Origin of the sequence: uncultured Reyranella sp. (genome assembly GCF_945957355.1) — a bacterium.
Classification (GTDB): Bacteria; Pseudomonadota; Alphaproteobacteria; order Reyranellales; family Reyranellaceae; genus Reyranella.
Genome location: NZ_CAMFKM010000006.1, coordinates 141282 through 162733 on the forward strand (window position 1 = coordinate 141282; position 21452 = coordinate 162733).

23 protein-coding genes are annotated in these 21452 nt (G+C 65.4%); 14 read left to right on the forward strand and 9 right to left on the reverse strand.

What is annotated here, in order from left to right; translation table 11 throughout:
• Window positions 1-45: 45 nt before the first annotated feature.
• On the forward strand, window positions 46-1263 hold the full coding sequence (locus tag Q0Q48_RS12125) for an NADP-dependent isocitrate dehydrogenase (protein ID WP_295137849.1): 1218 nt from the start codon (window positions 46-48) through the stop codon (window positions 1261-1263).
• Between the two features lie 7 nt (window positions 1264-1270).
• Entirely contained in the window at window positions 1271-1945 is a 675-nt protein-coding gene (locus Q0Q48_RS12130; RefSeq protein ID WP_295137851.1) for a DUF429 domain-containing protein, read from the forward strand.
• A gap of 133 nt (window positions 1946-2078) precedes the next feature.
• Here the strand turns inward: Q0Q48_RS12130 and Q0Q48_RS12135 are convergent, their stop codons facing one another.
• The 6 genes from Q0Q48_RS12135 to Q0Q48_RS12160 form a co-directional block, all read right to left on the reverse strand.
• Window positions 2079-2918, reverse strand: a complete 840-nt coding sequence (locus Q0Q48_RS12135; RefSeq protein ID WP_295137853.1) for a universal stress protein — start codon at window positions 2916-2918, stop codon at window positions 2079-2081.
• A gap of 99 nt (window positions 2919-3017) precedes the next feature.
• The gene (locus Q0Q48_RS12140; protein ID WP_295137855.1) at window positions 3018-4004 is read right to left on the reverse strand and encodes a tripartite tricarboxylate transporter substrate binding protein; all 987 of its coding nucleotides are present in this window, start codon (window positions 4002-4004) and stop codon (window positions 3018-3020) included.
• Window positions 4001-5146, reverse strand: a complete 1146-nt coding sequence (locus Q0Q48_RS12145) for a beta-propeller fold lactonase family protein (RefSeq protein ID WP_295137857.1) — start codon at window positions 5144-5146, stop codon at window positions 4001-4003. The genes Q0Q48_RS12140 and Q0Q48_RS12145 overlap by 4 nt, the downstream gene beginning before the upstream one ends.
• Window positions 5147-5255: 109 nt before the next feature.
• Window positions 5256-5528 (reverse strand): DUF2312 domain-containing protein, encoded by a 273-nt coding sequence (locus tag Q0Q48_RS12150; protein ID WP_295137859.1) that lies wholly within the window; start codon window positions 5526-5528, stop codon window positions 5256-5258.
• 118 nt (window positions 5529-5646) lie between these two features.
• Entirely contained in the window at window positions 5647-6597 is a 951-nt protein-coding gene (locus tag Q0Q48_RS12155) for a polysaccharide deacetylase family protein (RefSeq protein WP_295137861.1), read from the reverse strand.
• A 14-nt stretch (window positions 6598-6611) separates the two neighbouring features.
• Complete coding sequence (locus Q0Q48_RS12160) at window positions 6612-7742, reverse strand: FAD-dependent monooxygenase (RefSeq protein WP_295137863.1); 1131 nt, start codon at window positions 7740-7742, stop codon at window positions 6612-6614.
• Between the two features lie 308 nt (window positions 7743-8050).
• Between Q0Q48_RS12160 and Q0Q48_RS12165 the strand changes: the two genes are divergently transcribed.
• From Q0Q48_RS12165 to Q0Q48_RS12180, 4 genes are read left to right on the forward strand one after another with little or no spacing between them, the layout of a single operon-like run.
• Entirely contained in the window at window positions 8051-9028 is a 978-nt protein-coding gene (locus Q0Q48_RS12165; protein WP_295137864.1) for an ABC transporter substrate-binding protein, read from the forward strand.
• Complete coding sequence (locus Q0Q48_RS12170) at window positions 9025-9840, forward strand: ABC transporter ATP-binding protein (RefSeq protein ID WP_295137866.1); 816 nt, start codon at window positions 9025-9027, stop codon at window positions 9838-9840. Before Q0Q48_RS12165 ends, Q0Q48_RS12170 begins: the two co-directional genes overlap by 4 nt.
• Window positions 9841-9843: 3 nt before the next feature.
• Window positions 9844-10605 (forward strand): ABC transporter permease, encoded by a 762-nt coding sequence (locus tag Q0Q48_RS12175; protein WP_295137869.1) that lies wholly within the window; start codon window positions 9844-9846, stop codon window positions 10603-10605.
• 13 nt (window positions 10606-10618) lie between these two features.
• Window positions 10619-11236 (forward strand): MarR family transcriptional regulator, encoded by a 618-nt coding sequence (locus tag Q0Q48_RS12180; RefSeq protein ID WP_295137871.1) that lies wholly within the window; start codon window positions 10619-10621, stop codon window positions 11234-11236.
• A 5-nt stretch (window positions 11237-11241) separates the two neighbouring features.
• On the opposite strand, the gene Q0Q48_RS12185 is transcribed toward Q0Q48_RS12180, so the two are convergent.
• The gene (locus tag Q0Q48_RS12185; protein ID WP_295137873.1) at window positions 11242-11538 is read right to left on the reverse strand and encodes a DUF1244 domain-containing protein; all 297 of its coding nucleotides are present in this window, start codon (window positions 11536-11538) and stop codon (window positions 11242-11244) included.
• A 60-nt stretch (window positions 11539-11598) separates the two neighbouring features.
• The gene (locus Q0Q48_RS12190; protein ID WP_295137875.1) at window positions 11599-12372 is read right to left on the reverse strand and encodes an N-formylglutamate amidohydrolase; all 774 of its coding nucleotides are present in this window, start codon (window positions 12370-12372) and stop codon (window positions 11599-11601) included.
• Window positions 12373-12401: 29 nt separating this feature from the next.
• On the opposite strand from Q0Q48_RS12190, the gene Q0Q48_RS12195 reads away from it, so the two are divergent.
• The 8 genes from Q0Q48_RS12195 to Q0Q48_RS12230 all read left to right on the forward strand — a co-directional run bounded on the left by Q0Q48_RS12195 (window position 12402) and on the right by Q0Q48_RS12230 (window position 19833).
• On the forward strand, window positions 12402-13679 hold the full coding sequence (locus Q0Q48_RS12195) for a glycerate kinase (RefSeq protein ID WP_295137878.1): 1278 nt from the start codon (window positions 12402-12404) through the stop codon (window positions 13677-13679).
• A complete protein-coding gene (locus Q0Q48_RS12200; protein ID WP_295137880.1) occupies window positions 13676-14095 on the forward strand; it encodes a hypothetical protein in 420 nt (139 codons plus the stop codon). Before Q0Q48_RS12195 ends, Q0Q48_RS12200 begins: the two co-directional genes overlap by 4 nt.
• Window positions 14096-14104: 9 nt before the next feature.
• The gene (otnK, locus tag Q0Q48_RS12205) at window positions 14105-15361 is read left to right on the forward strand and encodes a 3-oxo-tetronate kinase (RefSeq protein WP_295137882.1); all 1257 of its coding nucleotides are present in this window, start codon (window positions 14105-14107) and stop codon (window positions 15359-15361) included.
• Entirely contained in the window at window positions 15358-16005 is a 648-nt protein-coding gene (otnC, locus tag Q0Q48_RS12210; protein ID WP_295137884.1) for a 3-oxo-tetronate 4-phosphate decarboxylase, read from the forward strand. The genes otnK and otnC overlap by 4 nt, the downstream gene beginning before the upstream one ends.
• A 13-nt stretch (window positions 16006-16018) precedes the next feature.
• A complete protein-coding gene (gene otnI, locus Q0Q48_RS12215) occupies window positions 16019-16804 on the forward strand; it encodes a 2-oxo-tetronate isomerase (protein ID WP_295137886.1) in 786 nt (261 codons plus the stop codon).
• A gap of 3 nt (window positions 16805-16807) precedes the next feature.
• Entirely contained in the window at window positions 16808-17722 is a 915-nt protein-coding gene (gene ltnD, locus Q0Q48_RS12220) for an L-threonate dehydrogenase (RefSeq protein WP_295137888.1), read from the forward strand.
• A 9-nt stretch (window positions 17723-17731) separates the two neighbouring features.
• Window positions 17732-19144, forward strand: coding sequence for a pyruvate kinase (gene pyk / locus Q0Q48_RS12225; RefSeq protein ID WP_295137891.1), 1413 nt, complete (start codon window positions 17732-17734; stop codon window positions 19142-19144).
• A 434-nt stretch (window positions 19145-19578) separates the two neighbouring features.
• Window positions 19579-19833, forward strand: coding sequence for a hypothetical protein (locus Q0Q48_RS12230; RefSeq protein ID WP_295137893.1), 255 nt, complete (start codon window positions 19579-19581; stop codon window positions 19831-19833).
• Window positions 19834-19949: 116 nt separating this feature from the next.
• Here the strand turns inward: Q0Q48_RS12230 and Q0Q48_RS12235 are convergent, their stop codons facing one another.
• Window positions 19950-21413, reverse strand: coding sequence for a Rieske 2Fe-2S domain-containing protein (locus Q0Q48_RS12235; protein WP_295137895.1), 1464 nt, complete (start codon window positions 21411-21413; stop codon window positions 19950-19952).
• Window positions 21414-21452 lie beyond the last annotated feature (39 nt).

The window sequence follows — 21452 nt, forward strand, 5'->3', positions numbered from 1 at the left end:
GCGGCTTTCTAAATGGTGCGTTACGCGAAGTGTGAGGTCCGGAAGATGCCGAAGATCAAGGTCAAGAACCCGGTCGTCGAGATGGACGGCGACGAGATGACCCGCATCATCTGGGCATTCATCAAGGACAAGCTGATTCTTCCCTATCTCGACGTCGACCTGAAGTACTACGACCTCGGCATCGAGAATCGCGACAGAACCGGCGACCAGGTGACGGTCGAGTCGGCCAGGGCTGCGCTGCAGTACGGCGTCGCCGTGAAGTGCGCGACCATCACGCCGGACGAAGCGCGGGTCAAAGAGTTCAATCTCAAGGAGATGTGGCGGTCGCCCAACGGCACCATCCGCAACATCATGGGCGGCACCATCTTCCGCGAGCCGATCGTCTGCAAGAACGTGCCCCGCCTCGTCCCCGGCTGGACGCACCCGATCGTCATCGGCCGCCACGCGTTCGGCGACCAGTATCGCGCCACCGACTTCGTGGTGCCGGGCAAGGGCAAGCTCACCGTCCGCTTCGAGGGCGAGGACGGAAAGGTCATCGAGCATGAGGTGTTCGACTTCCCGGCCGGCGGCGTCGCAATGACGATGTACAATCTCGACGAGTCGATCATCGGATTCGCGCGAAGCTCGTTCAATTATGGCCTGATGCGCGGCTGGCCGGTCTACCTGTCGACCAAGAACACCATCCTCAAGCGCTATGACGGCCGCTTCAAGGACCTGTTCCAGGAGGTCTTCGACAAGGAATTCGCCGACAAGTTCAAGGCGAAGAACATCCACTATCAGCACCGCCTGATCGACGACATGGTCGCCTCCGCCCTGAAGTGGCACGGCGAGTTCGTCTGGGCCTGCAAGAACTACGATGGCGACGTCCAGTCCGACACGGTGGCCCAGGGCTTCGGCTCGCTCGGTCTCATGACGTCGGTGCTGCTGACTCCGGACGGCAAGACCGTCGAGGCCGAGGCCGCGCACGGCACGGTGACGCGCCACTACCGTGAGCACCAGCAGGGCAAGCCGACCTCGACTAATCCGATCGCCTCGATCTTCGCCTGGACGCAGGCCCTGAAGTACCGCGGCACCTTCGACGACACGCCGGAGGTGGTGAAGTTCGCCGAGGCGCTCGAGAAGGTCTGCGTCGAGGCCGTGGAGAGCGGCAAGATGACCAAGGACCTCGCGCTGCTGATCGGCATGAATCAGGCCTACCTGACCACCGAGGAGTTCCTCGCCGTGCTCGACGGCAACCTCAAGAGCCAGATGGCCAGCTGGTAGGGCGCATTTGATCGTCGCCGGCGCCGACGGTTGCCGCACCGGCTGGGTGGTTTGCCGGCGTGACAGTGACGGTGCCCTCGACGTTGGAGTTGTGAAGACCCTCGCGGAGGCCTGCGAGGGTCTTTCCGTTCTGGCCGTCGACATGCCGATCGGCCTCGTCGACGAGCCGCGGCCCGGGCGCGCCTGCGAGCGCGAAGCCCGCGCCCTCATGCCCGGCAAGACGAGCTCCGTCTTCCCCACCCCCTGCCGGCCGGCCCTCGCCTGCGCCACGCATGCCGAGGCCAACGCCCTCAGCAAGGCACTGGGTGTCGGGCTGACCCGGCAAACGTTCCACCTCTTCCCCAAGATGCGCGAGGTCGACGCGCTGATGCGCGGCAACGAGACCTTGCGCTCGATCGTCTACGAGGCGCATCCCGAACTGGCCTTTGCGCGCATGAACGACGGCAAGCCCGTGCTCAGCAAGAAGCGCCGGCCCGAAGGCTTCGGCGAGCGCCTCGAGTTGCTCGCTCGACACGGCTTCCCGTGGGAGCCACGATCGCTCCCCGGCGCTGCCCGCGACGACGTGCTCGATGCCATGGCCGTCTGCCGAACGGCCCTCCTGATCGCCCAGGGTACGGCGACGCGCCTGGGACCGGCGCAAGAGCGTGACCGCCACGGCCTGCCGATGAACATCTGGTTCTAAGGCGCTGTTAAAAAAGGCTTTTCAGAAAAACCGGCGAGCAACGGTGCCCCATCGACGGCCCCGCGGGGCCCAATTCCGGAGGGTGCGACATCCACTTCGTTTGTTTCGTTTATTCGCGAAGACTCCGGCTCACTCAGTGGTAGATGAAGAGCGGAACAGGAGCGTTGTCGAACAGGTGCCGGGTCGTTGAGCCGAAAAGAATCTCCCGGACTCCACGATGACCGAACGCTCCCATGACGAGCAGCCGCGCGCCTGTTTCCGAGGCGCGCCGCAGCAGGACATCCGCCGGATTCCCTGTCGTTGCGACCGCCTCGACGTCCGCCTCGACCTCATGAAGAGCGAGGAAAGAACGGGCCCGTTCGGCAACCGACAGGGCGGCGGATTGCTCGCGCCCGATTGACAGGATGCGCGCCCTGGAAGTTCCGAAAATCCCCATCAGCGTCGCGACCTGCAATGCCTTCGCAGCCGGCGCGCTTCCATCGTAGGCCACGAGCACGGGTCCGCTATCCGCCCACTCGGGCCCGGTCACCACGACGGGACGGCCGCCTTTGGCGATGATGTGATCGACGAGCGGTGTCAACCCGTCGATTGCCTCGAGATGAAACTCGGCGTCCCGGCCGGTGACGACCAGGTCGCACGTCTCGATCATCCGAAGCAATCCGGCGCGCACGTCCGCTTCCATCGTGGCGCATTCGGCATCCATGCCCTCGTCGGCCAGGCAGCGCCGGAACACCTCAGGCAGTTCCGCGATCCTTGCGCGTCGTTCGTCCGCCAACTTCTTGCGATGTTTCAATCGGTCATGGGCATACTGCTCACCGCCGATCGGAACCGGCTCGACGCGATCGAGATCGCTGACATCGAGTGCAGTCACCCCTCTTACCTGGGCTCCACACTGTCGAGCCAGTGCTATGGCCAGCCCCCGGGCGGCGACGGCGGATGGCGTGTCATCGACAGTAACGAGAATCGAACGCATGCATCCCTTCTTCCACAACACCTGACGCTAGAGAGACCGTCGGTCGCCGCATTGACCTGCATCAACGTGGCGGCAGCGGCAGGATAAAATGGCGTCGGACTACTCCGGCTTGATCCCCGCCGCCTGCAGCACCGGCACCCAGATCGGCTCCTGCACCTTGAGCCAGTCGGCAAGTTCCTGCGGCGTGCCGCCCATGGCGACGAAGCCGCGCTTGGCGAGATCATCCTTCTGCCCGGGCGTGCCCACGGCGGCGTTCAGCGCCTGGTTCAGCCGGGCAACGACCGCGGGCGGCGTGCCGGCCGGCGCGAGCAGCGTATAGACGATCGTACCATCGACATCCCCCGCGCCCAGCTCCTTGAAGGTCGGGATCGTCGGCGCGACCGAGGACCGTTCCAGCGAGGCCATTGCATAGGGCTTGAGCTTCCCGGATGCGATCTGCTGCGCGACGCTGGTGATGCTCGACATGCCGAGCTTGATATGGCCGCCCAGCAGATCGGTCACCAGCGGGCCAGTGCCGCGAAACGGCACGTGCGTCAGCTTGATCCCGTTCAGCATGGCGAACTGCTCCGTCGACAGGTGCATCGGCGTGGTCAGGCCGGCCGTGCCGTATTGCACCGAGCCCGGCGCCGCCTTGGCTGCAGCAATGATCGCTCTCAGGTCCGGCCACGGCGCATCGAGGCTGCCGACGAGGACGGATTCCTGCTTCGCGATGAAGCCGACCGGCACGAAGGCCGTCTTCGCGTCGAAACCGAGCTTGGCCACGATGTGCGGATAGAGCGGCAGGTTGTTGGCACTGACCACCAGCCAATGGCCGTCCGCCGGCTGCTTGGCCACGAATTCGTGGGCGATGCTGCCGCCGCCACCGCCCTTGTTGTCGACGATCACCGTGGCGCCGCCCATGCCACCGAGCGCCTTCTGCATGGGCTCCTGGATCGCCCGTGCAAGCGAGTCGGTGCCGCCGCCCGGCGGAAAGGGCACGACGATATGGACCGGCTGAGATGGGAAAGTCTGGGCCCGCGCCGCCGGTGCCGCGCCCGCCGCAAGGGCGGCGAGCGAGAGTTTGAGCAAGGTTCGCCTCTGGTTCATCGGTCGGACGAACTCCTCACGGCCGCGGCACCGCCTCCCACATCGATCTTCTGACCGGTGTCGGTGATCTTGCCATTGTCGTTCTTGAACACCTGCAGGTTCTTCTCGTTCATGTTCTGCACGACGATGACAGAGCCGTCGCGCGAGAAGGACGCTCCCTGTGACCAGCCGCCGATCGGCGCCTCGCCGGTCTTGGTCAGGCCGGTGCCGTCGAGCCTGTAGAGCACGACCATCCCGTTGGGCTTGTATTGCGGCGCATTCTTGGGCCGCGTCGAGCCCGCATGCGCGACCCCCGCGATCCAGCGGCCGTCGCCCGACATGATCATGCCTTCGAGGTTTTCATGACCGATGTCGGCGGTACCCACGATCTTGCCGCTGGCGAGGTCGATCACGGTGAGGATGCCGTTGGCCTTGGGATCGCCAAGGCTCGCCACGACAGCGGACTTGCTATCGGGCGTCACCGAAACGGCATATGGCCGCGGCGCCACGTCGAGCACCGAGGACGAGCTGACGGTGTCACCGCCCAGCTTCACCAGTTCAACCTTGGCGTCGCCATTGCGCGTCACCACCCCGGTCGCACCGTCGGGCGACACCGCCACGTGGCTGAGCAGCGCCTTGGCGTCCGTCAACGGCACGGTCTTCTGCAGCCTGACATCCTTGCCGTCGATCGACAGGATCGAAATCGATCCCGCCATGCGATTGGCGACGTAGGCGCGCTTGCCGTCCCGGGTGATCGAGATGCCGGCGGCGCCCGCGCCGGTATTCAGCGTGCCGAGAATCCTGCGGTCCTTGAGATCGATGATGGTCACGCGATCGTCGGGGACCAGCTTGGTCGGGTCGGCGGGATCGAGCTTCGACGAGGAGGCGATCAGCGCAAGCGATTCGTCTGGCGTGATCGCCACTGAAAGCGGTGGTCCCACCACGCTGCCCGGCACATTCGACACGGTGCCCACGACCTTCACCGGCAGGGCGCGGAGATCCATGATCGTGATCGTATCGGGCGGCGGATTGGTGACGTTCTTGTTGACGCCGTTTTCCTGGATGATCTTGTGATCGTTAGAGGAAACGGCGATCTGTGCTTGGGCCTGCAGGGCGCCAAGACTCAACGCTACACAAACGCCCGTGATGACGGTGTTTCGCATGGAAGTTCCTCCTCGGCCCGCTCCTGTCGCCGGAGCATTCTGCCGTGGAGAAACCTAGCGCCTGCGTGAGGCCTGCGAAATCAATTTCCCGTATTCAGTCGAGGGGCGATCAGACCATGCCGAGGGCATGCTTGTAGACGTCGAGCAGCGTCTCCTGCTCTGCCCGGTCGGCAGCGTCCATGGCGCGCATCGAAACGATCTTGCGCATGGTCTTGACGTCGTAGCCGACGCCCTTGGCTTCGCTGTAGACGTCCTTGATGTCGCCGCCGATGGCCTTGCGCTCTTCCTCGAGCTTCTCGATTCGCTCGATGAAACTCTTCAGGCGGTCGGCCGAGATCGGGCCCGCTTTGGTCTTCTTGGAAATCGAGCTACCGTCCGGCATGTCCAACTACTCCATGGTCCGACCGGCAAGACCATAGAAGCGACCACCGTGTCCACTCAATTACATCGACGCCCTGAAACGTGGGGATAACGGGGACTGTGGCCTGGCCTCCGGTGCTCTATGCACGAGCCGGGAAGCGTGTTCGCCAATGCTGCGCGATGTCGATGCCGCGGCAGAACCAGACCCCTTCGCGAGCCTTCGCATGCTGCAGGAACCTGACGAGGCCGCCCGCACGGCCCGGCCGTCCGATCAATCGATCATGAAGGCCGATCGACAGGAGCTTCGGCGCGCCGGCCGCCCCCTCCTCGTAGAGGAAGTCGAAGGCGTCGCGCATGTATTCGAAGAAGTCCTGGCCGGTCGAGAAGCCGGAATTCGCATCGAAGCGATTGTCGTTGGCTTCGTATGAGTAGGGAATCACCAGATGGGGGCCGTGCGCGGTCTCGACCCAGTAGGGCAGTTCGTCGGCGAGTGAGTCCCGGTCGTACAGAAAGCCGCCCTCCTCGGCCACGAGCCGGCGCGTATTCTCGCCGGGGCGCCCGGTCATCCAGCCCAGCGGACGGCTCCCGGTGAGGCGTGTCAGGATTTCGACTGCCCGGCGGACATGCTGGCGCTCGGTCGCCTCGTCCACGTCGCCATAATCGATCCAGCGATAGCCGTGGCTGACCATCTCGTGGCCGCGCTCGACGCAGGCCCGCGCAAGCAGCGGATTCTGTTCCAGGGCGCGGGCGACACCCAGCACGCTGACCGGCACCGAGAATCGCGCGAAGATGTCCAGAAGCCGCCAGGCCCCTCGCCGGCTGCCATACTCGAAGACCGATTCGACGAGCGGCACCCTTCGGCCGGCCCTGGTATCCACCCCGATATCGTTCAGCATCCCTTCCGACACCGGATCGCCGTTGAACATTGTCGACTCGCCGCCGCCCTCGACATTGAGGTTGAAGTTGACGGCGATCCGGGCATTTCCCGGCCAATGGGGATTGGGCGGCATCTCTCCGTAGCCGACCAGATCCCGGGCCTTCATCGGATCGGGACGAATATCGCTGGCGCCGGCGGGGGCGAGGATAGGCATTTGTGGCTCCGGGATCAGGCGGCGGCGTCGAGCGGGGCGTTGCAGGGATCGTAGGCGAAGAACCAGTCGACCTCCGTTGGCCCGTGCATCCAGGTATTGTCGATCGAGATGCGCTGCACTTCGGCGACCCGCGGGATCCGGTTGGCGGCGTAGCGGCAGAAGGCCGCCTCCGGGTCGGTGGCCTCGACGATGCAGCGGTGGAGGATGGCGGCGTCCTCGATCGCCATCGAGCCACCAGCGGCCATGAACGGCCGGACGGCGTGGCAGGCGTCGCCCATCAACACGACGCGGCCCTCGTGCCAGCGGTCGTTTCGCGGCCGGTCCATGATCGGCCAGACGGTCACGTCCGTTGCCGCCTCGGCCGCCCGCAGCAGTTCGGGATGGAAGCCTTCCAGCGCGGAGACGAAATCGTCGCGCGTGCCGGGGATCGGCGTGCCATCGCCGTCCCAGCGACTGGCTGGAATGGCGGCCATCACATAGACCTCGTCCCGTCGCGCGGTCATGTAATAGACGAGCACGTGGCGGTCGGGGCCCCACCATTTGGTGCAATCGCGGATGGCCAGGTCGCCAAGCCGCTCGGCGGGAAAGACCGCCCGCGGCGCGATGCGTCCGATGAAGCGCGGCTCTTCCTTGCCGAGGATCTCGTCGCGTACGCGCGAGCGAATCCCATCGGCTCCGATCACGATATCGGCCTCGGCGCTGGCGCCGTTGTCGAAGGCCAGCCTGATTCCGGCGGGAGTCTCTTCGAGACCCGCCAGCCGATGGCCGAACCGAATCGTTCCCGGCGCGAGCGGTGCCTGAAGGATGCGATGCAGGTCGGCCCGATGAATGTTGACGAATGGACCGTCGAACCGCGCTTCGCAGGCGGCATCGAAGATCAGTTCGTACAGCGTCTCGCCCGTGTCCCATGCCCGGCTGACGAAGGCATCCGGCCGGATGCCGGTTTCCGTGAAGCTGCGTTCGAGGTCGAGGGACCTAAGGACCTTGGCGACGTTGGCACCAAGGATGATGCCCGCGCCGATCCTCGAAAAGTTGGGCGTCTGCTCGTAGACGGCGACGGGGTATCCGTCCCGCTGCAACAGAGCCGCCACCGTCAGCCCGGCCAATCCGCCGCCGACAACGGCTATTCGCGTCTGCCGATCCATCCGTTCCACCTCGATCAACGTCTTTCGAGGACCCTTCGTAAATCATTCGACTTCGAATGAATAGAGGCCAGAACACGATCTCCAACACAACACACCCGCGCCACAATCATTGAAACTTGCTCGATAATAGGCGCTTTGGTGTGCATTCTGATCAAGAGATAGGCACTCGCAGATCCGCTCAATATGGAGCCAGACGTCTCTTTTCATTCGATGTGGAATGAAATATGCAAAGGCTCCTGGGTCTTCAGTGCGGCGATGGCGCCGCAGCCCGCCGGGGGCCTTCCCAGTTCGAATCGAGGATGTGATCCATGAAACTGCTTGGACGTTTCGCCGCCGCAATCGGCCTCGTCGTCGGCATGGCCGGCGCCGGCGCGTTACCGGCCCGCGCGACCGACGTGAACTTCATCACCGATTTCGGCTTCAACGGACGGCACGCCTATTTCTATGTCGCGCGCGAGAAGGGCTACTACAAGGAAGCGGGTCTCGACGTGACCTTCCTGCGCGGCCAGGGCTCGGCCGATGCGATCAAGAAGGTGGCCGCCGGCCTCGCCACGATCGGCTTTGCCGATGCGGGCTCGCTGGTGCTGGCCCGCGGCAATGACGGCGTCCCGGTGAAGCTGGTCTCGATCGTCTATGCCCGGCCGCCGCAGGCCATTTTCGGCGTGAAGGGAACGGGCATCGCCAAACCCAAGGATCTCGAAGGCAAGACGATCGCCGATACCGCCTCAAGCTCCGTCCGCCTGCTCTTCCCGGCCTTCGCCAAGGCGGCCGGCATCGACGCCAACAAGGTGAAATGGGTCGTCGCGGAAGGCTCCGCCCTGCCCTCGCTGCTCGCCAACGGCCGGGTCGATGCGATCGGCCAGTTCTCGGTGGGCGAGCCGCTGATCGCGGCAGCGATCGCGCCCAAGGAAACGGTCCGCATCGCCTACAAGGATTCGGGGCTCGACTACTACGGCAACGGGTTGATCGCGTCCGAGGAGACGATCGCCAAGCAGCCCGAACTCGTGCGGGCCTTCGTCAAGGCGACGATCAAGGGCATGAAGGACGCCTTCGCCAATCCGGCCGAGGCCGCCGCCATCATGGCCAAGTATCAGAAGGAGCTGGCGCCGGCGATCATCGAAGGCGAGACGAAGCTCGTCGGCGAACTCGCGACCGTTCCCGGCCAGCCGCTGGGCAGCATCAACCCGAAGAGCATCGCGGGAACCGTCGAGGTCATGTCGGCGAACTTCACCCTGAAGTCGCCCGTGCAGCCGGCGCAGCTCTACGCTCCGGGCTTCGTCGAATGATCGCGGCCGCTGGTGGCCTGGCAGCCGCCCCTCCGCCGGCGGCGGACGTGGCGGCCATCGATCTCCGGGGTGTGAGCAAGCACTACCCCGGCGCGGTGGGAACCTCGGTCCATGCGCTGGGGCCGATCGACCTGCGGATTCCGACCGGCAGCTTCGTGGCCGTCGTCGGCCCCTCCGGCTGTGGCAAGTCGACCCTGCTGCGGCTGGTCGCCGGCCTGGAGATGCCCGACACCGGCACGATGTCGCGCTATGGCACGCCGCTCGACGCGCCCTCCCATGAGGTGGGAATCGTCTTCCAGGAACACGTGCTGTTCCCCTGGAACACGGTGCTGGAGAATGTGCTGCTCCCGGCCGACGTGCTCGCCCTGCCCAAGGCGGCGGCGCGGGAGCGCGCCCTGCGCCTTCTCGAAATGACGGGTCTCGCCGCCTTCGCCCATCACCGTCCCCAGATGCTGTCCGGCGGCATGCGCCAGCGCGCGGCGCTCTGCCGGGCGCTGCTCGCCGATCCGCGCCTGTTGCTGCTCGACGAACCGTTCGGCGCACTCGATGCCCTGACGCGCGAAGAGCTTTCGCTCGAACTGTCGGGCCTCTGGCAGGACCTGGGACGGACCGCCTTCCTGATTACGCACGACATCGAGGAGGCGATCCTGCTCAGCGACCGCGTGCTGGTCATGTCGCCGCGACCCGGAAGGATCCGCGCCGACATCGAGGTCGATCTGCCGCGCCCGCGCAATGCCGACACGCCCAGACTGCCGCGCTTTCAGGAGCTGAAGCAGGAAATCCGCGACATCATCTTCGATCGCCGGGCCTGAGCGATGAGCGTGTCTCCGTCCTCTCGCCTCGCCGGCCGCACCACCATCCTCGCGGTTTACCTGGCGCTGCTGGTTGCCTGGGAACTGTCCGTTCGCGTCTTCACCATTCCCGCCTGGATCCTGCCCGCCCCGACCGAGATCGGCAGGACGGCCGTGCAGTGGGCGCCCGAGCTCGCCCTCAACAGTCTCGTGACCTTGCGCGAGACCCTGGTGGGATTCGGGCTCGCCATCGTGCTGTCCCTGCCGCTCGCCGTGCTGATCGCCCTGAACGCCACCGCCCGCAGGCTGCTCTATCCGATCCTGCTCGGCCTCCAGTCGGTGCCCAAGGTCGCGGTCGCTCCACTGATCATCCTGTGGCTCGGCCTCTCGGAATGGCCGAAGATCGTGATCGTCGTCCTGGTCTGCTTCTTCCCGATCCTGGTCAACCTGATCGCCGGGTTGGAGGCCGCCCCGCGCACCATGCTCGACCTCATGCGCTCGCTGGGCGCCTCGCAGCACATGATCTTCCGGCGCCTTCGCATTCCCGTGGCGCTGCCGCACTTCTTCACCGGCTGCAAGGTGGCGGTGACCTTCGCCGTCATCGGCTCGGTGATCGGCGAGTTCGTGGCGGCGCAGGAAGGGCTCGGTTATCTCATCCTCATCTCGACATCGCAGTCGCAGACTCCGCTCGCCTTCGCCGCCATCGCCCTGCTGACCCTGCTCAGCATCGCCCTCTTCCATGGCATCGAATGGATCGAGCGTCGCGTCGTGAACTGGACGCCCTGAACCCGCGCGTGCCATGACGGGCTTCGACGGAGGGACGATGGGCAGCGGCAAGCTGGAAGCGGAAGGCAAACCGGAGACCGAGGTCGCGAAGCCGCAACGGCCGGGCCGGCGCCCCACGGCCAAGGCCCGGGCCGCGCGGGACCAGGTGGATGCCATCTTCTCGCAATGGCGCGCCGAGCGGCCCGACATCGACACCAGCCCGGTACAGATCTACGGCCTGATCGCGCGCATCCAGATCCAGTGCACCGCCTTCATCGAGGAAGCGCTCGTGCCCTTCGACCTGACGCGCGGCACGTTCGACGTGCTCACTGCTCTCAGGCGCGCCGGCACTCCCTACTCCCTCACGCCCAAGCAGCTCGTCCAATCGCTATTGCTCAGCGGCGCTGGGCTGACGAGCCGCCTGAACAAACTGGAATCGCAGAACCTGATCGCCCGGCTCGCCGAGCCCAGCGATCGCCGGACGCTACGCGTCCAGCTCACGGCGGCGGGCGAAGCCGTCATCAACGAGGCCATCCCGCGCGTCTTCGACGTGCAGCGCAGCCGCCTGCAGAAGCTGGGCGACGATGGCCAGAAGCGGCTTCTCGAAGAACTTTCGCGCTTCGCCGAGGCGATCGACACCTGGCCGGGCTAGTCCCTTCAGCCGTGCTTGTGGGCCTTCTCGAAGGCCTTCTTCTGGTCGGCCGAGGCGTCCTTCTGGAACTTCGCCTTCCACTCGTCGTAGGGCATGCCATAGACGATCTCGCGGGCCTTCGGATCGGCGATCTCGACACCCTGCTTGCCAGCCTCCTCACGATACCAGCGCGACAGGCAGTTGCGGCAGAAGCCGGCCAGGTTCATCAGGTCGATGTTCTGGACGTCGGTGCGCTCCTGGAGATGCGATACCAGACGCCGGAAGGCGGCGGCTTCGAGTTCGGTGCGGGTCTTGTCGTCCATGATCGCCTCCCGGAAGTGCGGACTGAAATCCAGTTCCGGATATAGGCTCGGCTGGCCGGATTAACCAGACACCAACGCCTTTTTGACCGCGGCCGAGATCGCGGGGGCGAGCCGGCGGCCCCAGGAACGGGCGTCGCCCGGTGTGCTCATGAGATCCTGCCGGACTTCGAGCGAGCAATGCGGCAGCGCCCGCGGCCGGGCATGGGCGGTCAACGTGTATTCGTAGGACGCGCGCGCCGAATAGGGTTCGTTGTCGCCCACCACGAGCATAGGATCGCGGCGCAGCTCTTCCAGCAGCGGCTCGGGCAGGCGCGGATCGTCGTTCCACAGCACGCCGACATGCCAGGGACGGACGAAGCCCTTCATCACCGGTGTGAAGCTGTGCATCACCAGCAGGCAGACCGTGCGCCCGCCCTCCGTCATTGCGTCGAGCAGGCGGTCGACCTCGCGGTGGTAGGGCCAGAAGCAGGCCTCGGCACGGGCGTCGACCTGTTCCCTGGTCAGGTTCTTGTTGGCCGGAATGACCGTCTCGTCGCTGATCTCCGGTGTCGAGCCCTCGCCGCCCGGCCAGCGGTTGCAGTCGATGACCAGCCGCGAATAGCCGGACGCGACCAGCGGGGCGTCGAGCACCTTCGCCAGTTCGATCGCCGCATCGAGCCCGCCGATGTCCCAACCGATATGCTGCGACAGCTCGCTCTCGGAAATGCCGAGGTCGCCCAGCGCCTGCGGGACCGCCTTGCTGGCGTGATCGCAGAGCAGCAACAGCGGCGCCCGCCCCTGTTCGTTGAAGACGGAAAACGGCGGCGGATCGCCCGGCCGGAGCAATGGTTGCATCGCGCCCCTATAGTGCGAAGATCGGGCAAATGAAAGATGCCGACGCCCGCGCCCTGCTGCGCGCCCTCTTCGATGCCGCCCTCGCCGCCGCTCGTCCCGCCACCTGTCTCGCACCCTACATCGCCAAGCTTCAGCCACCCAAGGGCCGCACGATCGTGATCGGCGCCGGCAAGGCGAGTGCCGCCATGGCGCGCGCCGTCGAGGACCAGTGGCCGCATCCACTCGAGGGGCTGGTGGTGACGCGCTACGGCTATGGCGAGGCCTGCAAGCGCATCGAGATCATCGAGGCCGCGCATCCCGTGCCCGACGACAAGGGCCGCGAAGCCGCCGGCCGCATCTACGAGCGCGTGCAGGGACTGAGTGCCGACGATCTCGTGCTCTGCCTGATCTCGGGCGGCGCCTCGGCGTTGCTCGCGTTGCCGGCCCCCGGCCTCACCCTGAACGACAAGCAGGACGTCAATCGCGCCCTGCTGAAATCGGGCGCCAACATCGTCGAGATGAACACGGTGCGAAAACACCTCTCGGCGATCAAGGGCGGCCGGCTCGCGATCGCTGCCCAGCCGGCGCGCGTTCTCTCCTGGCTGATCTCCGACGTCCCGAATGATGACCCCGGCGTCATCGGCTCGGGCCCGACCGTCGCCGACAAGACGACCTTCGCCGATGCGCTCGCTGTGCTCGCCAAGTACCGGATCGATCCGCCAGTCACCGTGCTCAAGCATCTGCAGGAAGGAGCCGCCGGCCGCATCGAGGAGACGCCCAAGCCCGGCGATCCGCGCCTCTCCAATGTCGAGACCATCATGGTCGCCACCCCCAGGCGCTCCCTGGAAGCCGCCGCCGCCGTCGCCAAGGAACACGGCGTGGAAGTGGTCATGCTGGGCGACAATCTCGAAGGCGAAGCACGCGAGCTGGGCGCCGCACACGCGTGTCAGGCCATCGAGCTCGCCAAGCGCGGCGGCAAGCCCGTCGCGATCCTGTCCGGGGGCGAGACCACCGTCACGGTGCGCGGCAAGGGCCGCGGCGGCCGCAACGTCGAATATCTGCTGGCGCAGGCCATCGCCGCCAGTGGCGCGTCCGGTATCTGGGGCCTGTCAGCCGATACCGACGGGGTCGATGGCGCGGAGGATATTGCCGGCGCGATATTCACACCCGACACGCTGACGCGTGCACGTGCCAAGGGCCGCGATCCGCAGGCCATGCTCGACGACAACGATGGGCACGGCTTCTTCGGGCTTCTGGGCGACAGCCTGATCACCGGGCCGACGCGAACCAACGTCAACGACTTCCGGGTCACTCTGATCGCGCCATGACGACCTATCCCGGTTCCTGCCACTGCGGCGCGATCACGATCGCGCTCACCTCCGACATGCAGCCGGAGCAGATGCGGGTCGGCCGCTGCGCCTGTAGCTTCTGCCGCCGCCAGGGCGCCCGCACCATGGGCGATCCGACGGGAAGCGTGGCATTCCGCAGCGCACCAAATGCCCTGTCGCGCTACCGCTTCGGCCTCGGCATCACCGATTACCTTCTCTGTGCCCGTTGCGGCACCTATGTCGGCGCCGTAATGCCCGAGGAAAACGGCACCATCGGCATCGTCAACGTCAACTCGCTCGACATCCGCGACACTTTCGATGCTGCACCGCCGTTGCACCATTACGACGGCGAGGATGAGGCCCGGCGGCGCTCCCGGCGCCGAAAGTTCTGGATGCCTGCAACCGTCATCGCCTAACGTCATCCCATGGCCATTCTTGGAGTGATCGCCGACGACTTCACCGGCGCAACCGACATCGCGGGCATGCTCGTCAAAGGCGGCATGCGCACGATCCAGACAATCGGCGTACCGGCGAAAGGCACCATCCCCGACGATGTCGATGCCGTCGTCGTCGCGCTCAAGACCCGCTCGATCCCGGCGGCCGACGCGGTCGCACAATCTCTCAACGCGCTGAAGGCCCTGCAGGACGCGGGCTGCGTTCGCTTCTTCTTCAAATACTGCTCGACCTTCGATTCGACCGACGCCGGCAATATCGGCCCTGTGGGCGATGCGCTGCTGGATGCGCTGAAGGCAAGGCAGGCGATCTACTGCCCCGCCTTTCCGGTGAACGGCCGCACGATCTTCTTCGGACATCTGTTCGTGGGCGACGTGCTGCTTTCCGACTCGCACATGAAGCACCACCCACTGACGCCAATGACCGACGCCAGCCTGGTGCGCGTGCTGGCGCGGCAGACGCCGCACAAGGTTGGGCTCGTGGCACTGAAGCAGGTCCAGTCCGGCTCGGCCGTGCTGCGCGAGTCGCTCGACAAGCTCGCGGCCGACGGCGTGCGCCACGTCGTGGTCGATGCCGTGGCGGACACCGATCTCGGCATCATCGGCGAGGCGATCGGCGACGACACGCTCGTCACGGGTGGCTCGGGCGTGGCGCTCGGCCTGCCCGCCGCGTATCGCCGCCGCGGACTGATGCAGCACAAAGCCGGCGCCGACGCACTGCCAAAGATCGACGGCGCGCCGGCGGTGCTGGCCGGTTCCTGCTCCGCCGCCACGCTGGGCCAGATCGCAGCCTTCAAGGGGCCGCATCTCGCCCTCGACACGGATGCGATCTGCCGCGGCGAGGACGTCGCCGGCAAGGCCCTCGCCTGGGCCCGCGAGAAGCTCGGCACGGCTCCGATCCTGCTGTCGGCCAGCGACACGCCCGACGCGGTGAAGGCGCTGCAGGCCAAGTACGGTATCGAAAAATCGAGCCTGGCGATCGAGAAGACCATGGCTGCCCTGGCACGCGGCCTCGTCGAGGCCGGCGTCGGCCGTCTCGTCGTCGCGGGCGGCGAGACCTCCGGTGCTGTCGTGAGCGCGCTCGACGTCACGGCGCTGCGCATCGGCCCCGAGATCGATCCCGGCGTGCCGTGGACCGCGTCGGTCGGCGCGAGGCCGATCCTGCTCGCGCTGAAGTCCGGCAATTTCGGCGCGCCCGATTTCTTCACCAAGGCATTCGACAGATTATGAGCACCGCAGAAACCAAGATGCGCGAGCAGATCTGCGCGCTGGGCGCCAAGCTCGCGGCGCGCGGCCTCTGCCCCGGTACCTCCGGCAACATCAGCGCCAGGGTGGCCGACGGCTGGCTGATGACGCCGACCAATTCCTCCCTGGGCGAGTTGGAGCCCGGTCAGCTCTCCAAGATCGATCTCTCCGGCAAGCATGTCGCTGGCGATCCACCGACCAAGGAAGCGCTGCTGCATCGCTCGGTCTACGACGTGCGGCCGAAGGACGGTGCGATCGTCCATCTCCATTGCACGCATGCGGTGGCGATCTCCTGCCTCGACCCTTCCTGCCACCACAATGCCGAGACGACCCTGCCGCCGATCACGCCCTACTTCGTGATGCGGGTCGGCAAGCTGCCGCTGATCCCCTACTTCAAGCCGGGCGACCCCAAGCTCGCCGATGCCATCCGCGACTATGCCAAGGGCCATCGCGCGGTATTGTTGGCCAATCACGGCCCTGTCGTCGCGGGAACCTCCCTGTCCGCCGCCTCCGCCTCGATCGAGGAGCTGGAGGAAACGGCCAAGCTCCACCTGCTGCTACAGGGCTTCAAGCTGCGCACGCTCTCGGATGCGCAGGTGCGCGACGTCGAAGAAGCCTATCCTTCCTGATTGGACCAGAAGAATGCCCAAGCTCGCCGCCAATCTTTCGTGGATCTACCAGGAAGTGCCGTTCCTGCAGCGCTTCGGCGCCGCCGCGGCACACGGCTTCAAGGCCGTCGAGATCCTGTTTCCCTACGAGGCGCCGGCGGCCGAGATCGCTGCAGAACTGAAGAAGCACAAGCTCACGCAGGCGCTGTTCAATCTGCCGCCGGGCGACGCGAGCAAGGGTGAGCGCGGACTGGCCGCCCTGCCCGGCCGTGAGGCCGAGTTCGCCGCCGCCATCGACAAGGCGCTGGACTATGCCCAGGCGCTGGAGTGCCGGACCCTGCACGTGATGTCCGGGATGATCGCGCCCGGCGCCGACGTGAAGGCGATGCACCGCACCTTCATCTCGAACCTCAGGAAGATCTGCGACCGCACGGCCAAGATGGATCTCACCATCGTGCTGGAGCCGATCAACCATCGCGACATTCCCGGCTACTTCACCAACACGACCGACCAGGTGAAGGCGATCATCGACGAAGTCGGCGCGCCGCATCTGCGCCTTCAGCTCGACCTCTATCACCTGCAGGTCACCGAGGGCGATCTGCAGAAGCGGATGGAGCACCTCTTCCCCCTCACCGCACACGTCCAGATCGCGGGCAATCCCGACCGCAACGAGCCCGACATCGGCGAAGTCAATCACCTCTACCTGCTCGATGTGCTCGACCGGCTGGGCTACGAGGGATATGTCGGACTCGAATACAAGCCGAAGACCACGACCGGCGCCGGCCTCGGCTGGGCCGGCAAATACGGCATCAAGGCCTGATCCATGACCGACAAGAACACACCCGTCGTCGCATTCGTAGGCCTGGGCTCGATGGGCCTCGGCATGGCGAAGAACCTGCTGAAACATGGCCACAAGGTGATCGGTGTCGATCCCAGTGCCGCGGCGCGCGAGGCCTTCGTCGCGGCAGGCGGCACGACGGCCGCGTCTCCCGCCGAAGCCGCGAAGACCGCCGACGTCGTGGTCGTCGCCGTCGTCAATGCCCAGCAGGTCGAAGCTGTGCTCTATGGCGAAGGGGGCGCCGTCGCCACGCTCCGAAAGGGCGGCCTCGTCATGCAGTGCGCCACCTGCCCCGCCACTTTCGTCCGCAAGCTCGACGAGCGTCTCGCGACGACCGGGCACGAGCTGCTCGATGCACCGATGTCCGGCGGGCGGGCACGCGCGGAATCCGGCGAACTCACTTTCATGTCCTCCGGCAATGCCGGCGCCTTTGCCGCGGCCGAGTCCATCCTGTCCGCGACCTCTGCGAAAGTGTTTCGCCTCGGCGACAAGGCGGGCATCGGCTCGCTGGTGAAGACGGTGAACCAGCTCCTGGCCGGCGTGCACATCGCGACGGCCGCCGAAGCGATGGCGCTCGCCGCCAAGGCAGGCGCCGATACGCGCGCGGTCTATGACGTCATCTCGGCCAGCGCCGGCAATTCCTGGATGTTCGGCAATCGCGTGCCGCACATGCTCGACGACGATTACACGCCGCTCTCCGCAGTCGAGATCTTCGTGAAGGATCTGGGCCTGGTACTCGACACCGGCCATGAGCTGCGCCTGCCGCTGCCGCTGGCCGCCGCCGCGCACCAACTCTTCATCGCGGCCGCCGGCGCCGGTCACGGCAAGCTGGATGACGCCGCCGTCGTCAAAGTTTACGAGGCGGCCGGTGACTTCAAAGTGTCGTCGCCCTCCAGATAGACTGGTCCCATGCACCGCAATCGATTCACCAAAATCGTCGCCACGCTCGGCCCTGCTTCCTCGACGCCAGAGCGCCTGCGGACCCTGTTCGAAGCCGGCGCCGATGTCTTCCGGCTGAACTTCAGCCACGGCCAGCCGGAGGATCACCGCCAGCGGGTCGATCAGCTTCGCGCGCTTGAAAAGGAATACAAGCACCCGATCGCCATCCTGATGGACCTGCAGGGCCCCAAGCTGCGCCTCGGCACCTTTGCCAAGGGACCGATGGACCTGAAGAAGGGCCAGAAGCTGCGCTTTGACATGGATGCGGCGCCGGGCACGGCCAAGCGCATCCCCCTGCTCCATCCCGAGATCTTCAAGGCGGCGAAGCCGGATGGCCTGTTGCTGATCGACGACGGTAAGGTGCGCCTGCGCATCGTCGAGCATGATGCCGAGACCATCGACACGGTGGTCGAGGTCGCGGGCACGATCAGCGATCGCAAGGGCGTCAACCTGCCGAACCTCGTCCTGCCGGTGTCGCCGATGACGCCGAAGGATCACAAGGACCTGGTGTTCGGCCTGTCGCTGGGCGTCGACTGGGTGGCACTGTCCTTCGTCCAGCACGCCCACGACATCGCCGAGTTGAAGAAGCTGGTGGCTGGCCGCGCAGCCGTGATGGCCAAGCTCGAGAAGCCACAGGCGATCGAGCATCTCGACGAAATCATCGAGCAGAGCGACGGTATCATGGTCGCCCGCGGCGATCTCGGCGTCGAGATGCCACCCGAGGCCGTGCCGCCGCTGCAGAAGCGAATCCTGGCTGCCTGCCGCGCCGCCGGAAAACCGACCATCGTCGCGACGCAGATGCTGGAGTCGATGATCCACTCGCCGACTCCGACGCGCGCCGAAGTCTCCGACGTGGCCACCGCCGTCTATGACGGCACCGACGGGGTCATGCTGTCCGCCGAATCCGCGTCGGGCGATTACCCCATCGAGGCGGTCACGATCATGGACCGCATCCTGAAGAGCGTCGAAGGCGACCCGCTCTATCGCCGCCTGATGGATGCGAGCCGACGCGAGCCCGAGGCCACGACCGCCGACGCGATCAGCGCCGCGGCACGCCAGTGCGCCCACACGCTTTCGGCCGCCGCCATCGTCACCTACACCAACACCGGCTCGACGACCCTGCGGGCGGCGCGCGAACGGCCCGATGTGCGGATCCTCTGCCTGACGCCCAACCTCAACACGGCGCGGCGCATGACGCTCACCTGGGGTGTCCATCCGGTCCGAACCGAGGATGCGCACAACTTCGCGGACATGGTCCAGCGCGCCGTGCGTGTCGCGCGTCACGAAGGGATCGCCAAAGAAGGCGAGCGCCTCGTCATCACGGCGGGCGTCCCGTTCGGCACGCCGGGTGCGACCAATATCCTGCGCATCGCCTACGTCTGACGCGCTGTGCGCGCTTGATTTTGGCTAGGGATGGTCACCATCCCCTCTCCGTAGTGTTCCGTACGAACACAACGAGAGGTTCCATGTCTCGCCGCAATTTCGCCACCGTTGACGCTCTTTTGATCCTGGTGTGCATCGTGATCTTCGCCGGTGGCGTGCTTGCGCAGCGGGGCGCGTCTTCCACGCCGGCAACGCCTCCCACACACGCTACCGGAGACAGGCCATGAAACGCCGCCGACTCTCGCTCGGCTGGATCGATTTCCTCGTGATCGCGGCGTCTATTCTCACCTTTGCCGCAGTGGCCGGCGCGACGCTCGGACATGGCTGACACAAACGACCTTGGTGTCGCCTCAGTGCGGTCGCGGCTCCGACCGAAATTGGAATCATAAGGCAACCTTTACAGCCCAGCCGAAACACCGTTCCCAGAGGCCAACATGAACCAAGGCCAGAAGAAGAAGCGGGCGATCGCCGTCCCCTATGAACTTCGCAAGTCACGCTTTTCGTGGATCGACCTGCTCGTGATCGCCGCCGCCCTGATCACGCTCGCGGTCGTCATCGACGCCTCGGTGGGCCGTGCAAAGGCAGCAGCCCCCGTAACACAGGTGAACCTCATTGCGCCTGAGATCAGCCAGCTTCCCGACGATCCCGGGCTACTGAAGGCCCGACTTCGCCTGGCCTCGGGACTCTAGAGTCTTTCCACCTCAACTCTGTCCACTCGCCTCATCCGTCGAGAGGCATCGCCGCCCAATGCCCCTCGGGATGAGGGAACCCAGACTGGTCCTTTGACCCACAGCCGACTTGGCAGTCACTCCTGTCTGCCGGCGTCGATTGTCGCCTGGCCTCTCGACATGGCGACATCATAGGCCTCCTCGAACCACTCGATGCGCTTCTCATGCGCGCCGAGGATCGGAGAGCCCTCAAACTGATGGGCGATCTTTTGCATCTGCTCGCAGGCTCGGCGGTCTTCGTCGGTGATTTTCTTCGTGAAGTGTCGCACGAGATGCGCGCGGATCACGTCCAAGAATGGACGTGTCCAGCGATCGAGTGCGCGCTCTTTCGCTGGAAATCCTGTCTGGAAAAGCCACGTCATATGGCGTGTTTGGCTTGGGGATGCCGGCGCAAACAGCTGGACGTGGCAAAACCAGTAAGGTCGTGCGTTGAAGATTGAAACAGCAAGGTTGGGAAAGATATTGAAGATGCGATAGTCGCTTGGAATATAGCGATTCTCCCGGCACGCCACCGACATCGAGGCCAGCGTGCCGTCGTGGCCCGTAAAGTGCGCGCTATGCATGCCGAAGCGGAAGTACGCAATTTCGCTGTTCTTGGCGTAGCGATTTTTGTGATGGATCGCGACATTGTGGTAGTCGTCCATCGTAATTTCCATCGACAGCTTCCAATTGGCGCCAATTTGGCCGTTCAAACGCTGTGGATGCTTGGGCATCGTGCACATGGCATCGAGGATGGGAAAGCCTTCGCCGAGATAGTCCTCGAGGCTTTCCGACGTATTCCCTCCTGGAAACCTGCCAAAGACGAGAGATCCGCAGGTGGCGATGTCCAAAGCGACCAATTTGGCGCCGACCTCGCGTGGATTGGTGCCGAACAGTTCCAGACAATTGGGGATGCCGACCGCATGGCCGTCTCGATTGTAGTGCCAATGGTGAAAGCCACAAACGATCGGGCCGTTACCCTTGTCGCACGTTCGCAAAGGAAAAAACCGATGCGCGCAGCGATTCTCAAATCCTTTGATCGTGTCACCGAATCTCTGCACGAAGACCGACCGACCGCCCAAGGTCGTGCGAAACCAGTCTCCGTCCTTCTCCAGGTCCGGAGTAATCCCGAGAAGCGTCCAGCAATGCCCCAGCATGGCCTGCTCTTCCCTGAACTCGCTGTCGCCGGTAAGGGCGCGCGCCCAGTCGGGCGAGATACTTTCTCCTCGGCCGGGCCTCGGCGAGTTGGCGGTGCCATGCCGGTTGCCGTTGGTTAGCCAGTACTCGGTGTCTGCCACCCGGGCAGCGATGGGACCGTCGTCGCCCACCTCTGGGGGAAGGGCAAAAGAAAAGGCATGTTTGCCGTCGCCAATGCCGGTAGCAGCCAAATCGGACCGAAACGTATCGGCGCGTGCGACGCCGGCGAGAATGCCGCCAGCGTAGATTTCAACGGAGAGCCGCTCGCAGGGGCGACTACCGTCTTGCGCCCAACCATGGACGCGCCCGCCGCTCAACGCGTCGAGGCTCCCGCGATATCGAGATCGCTGCAGAAAATCGAACATTCGCGCCAAAGTGGTCTGCCTCAGTTCGCAATGCAGTCC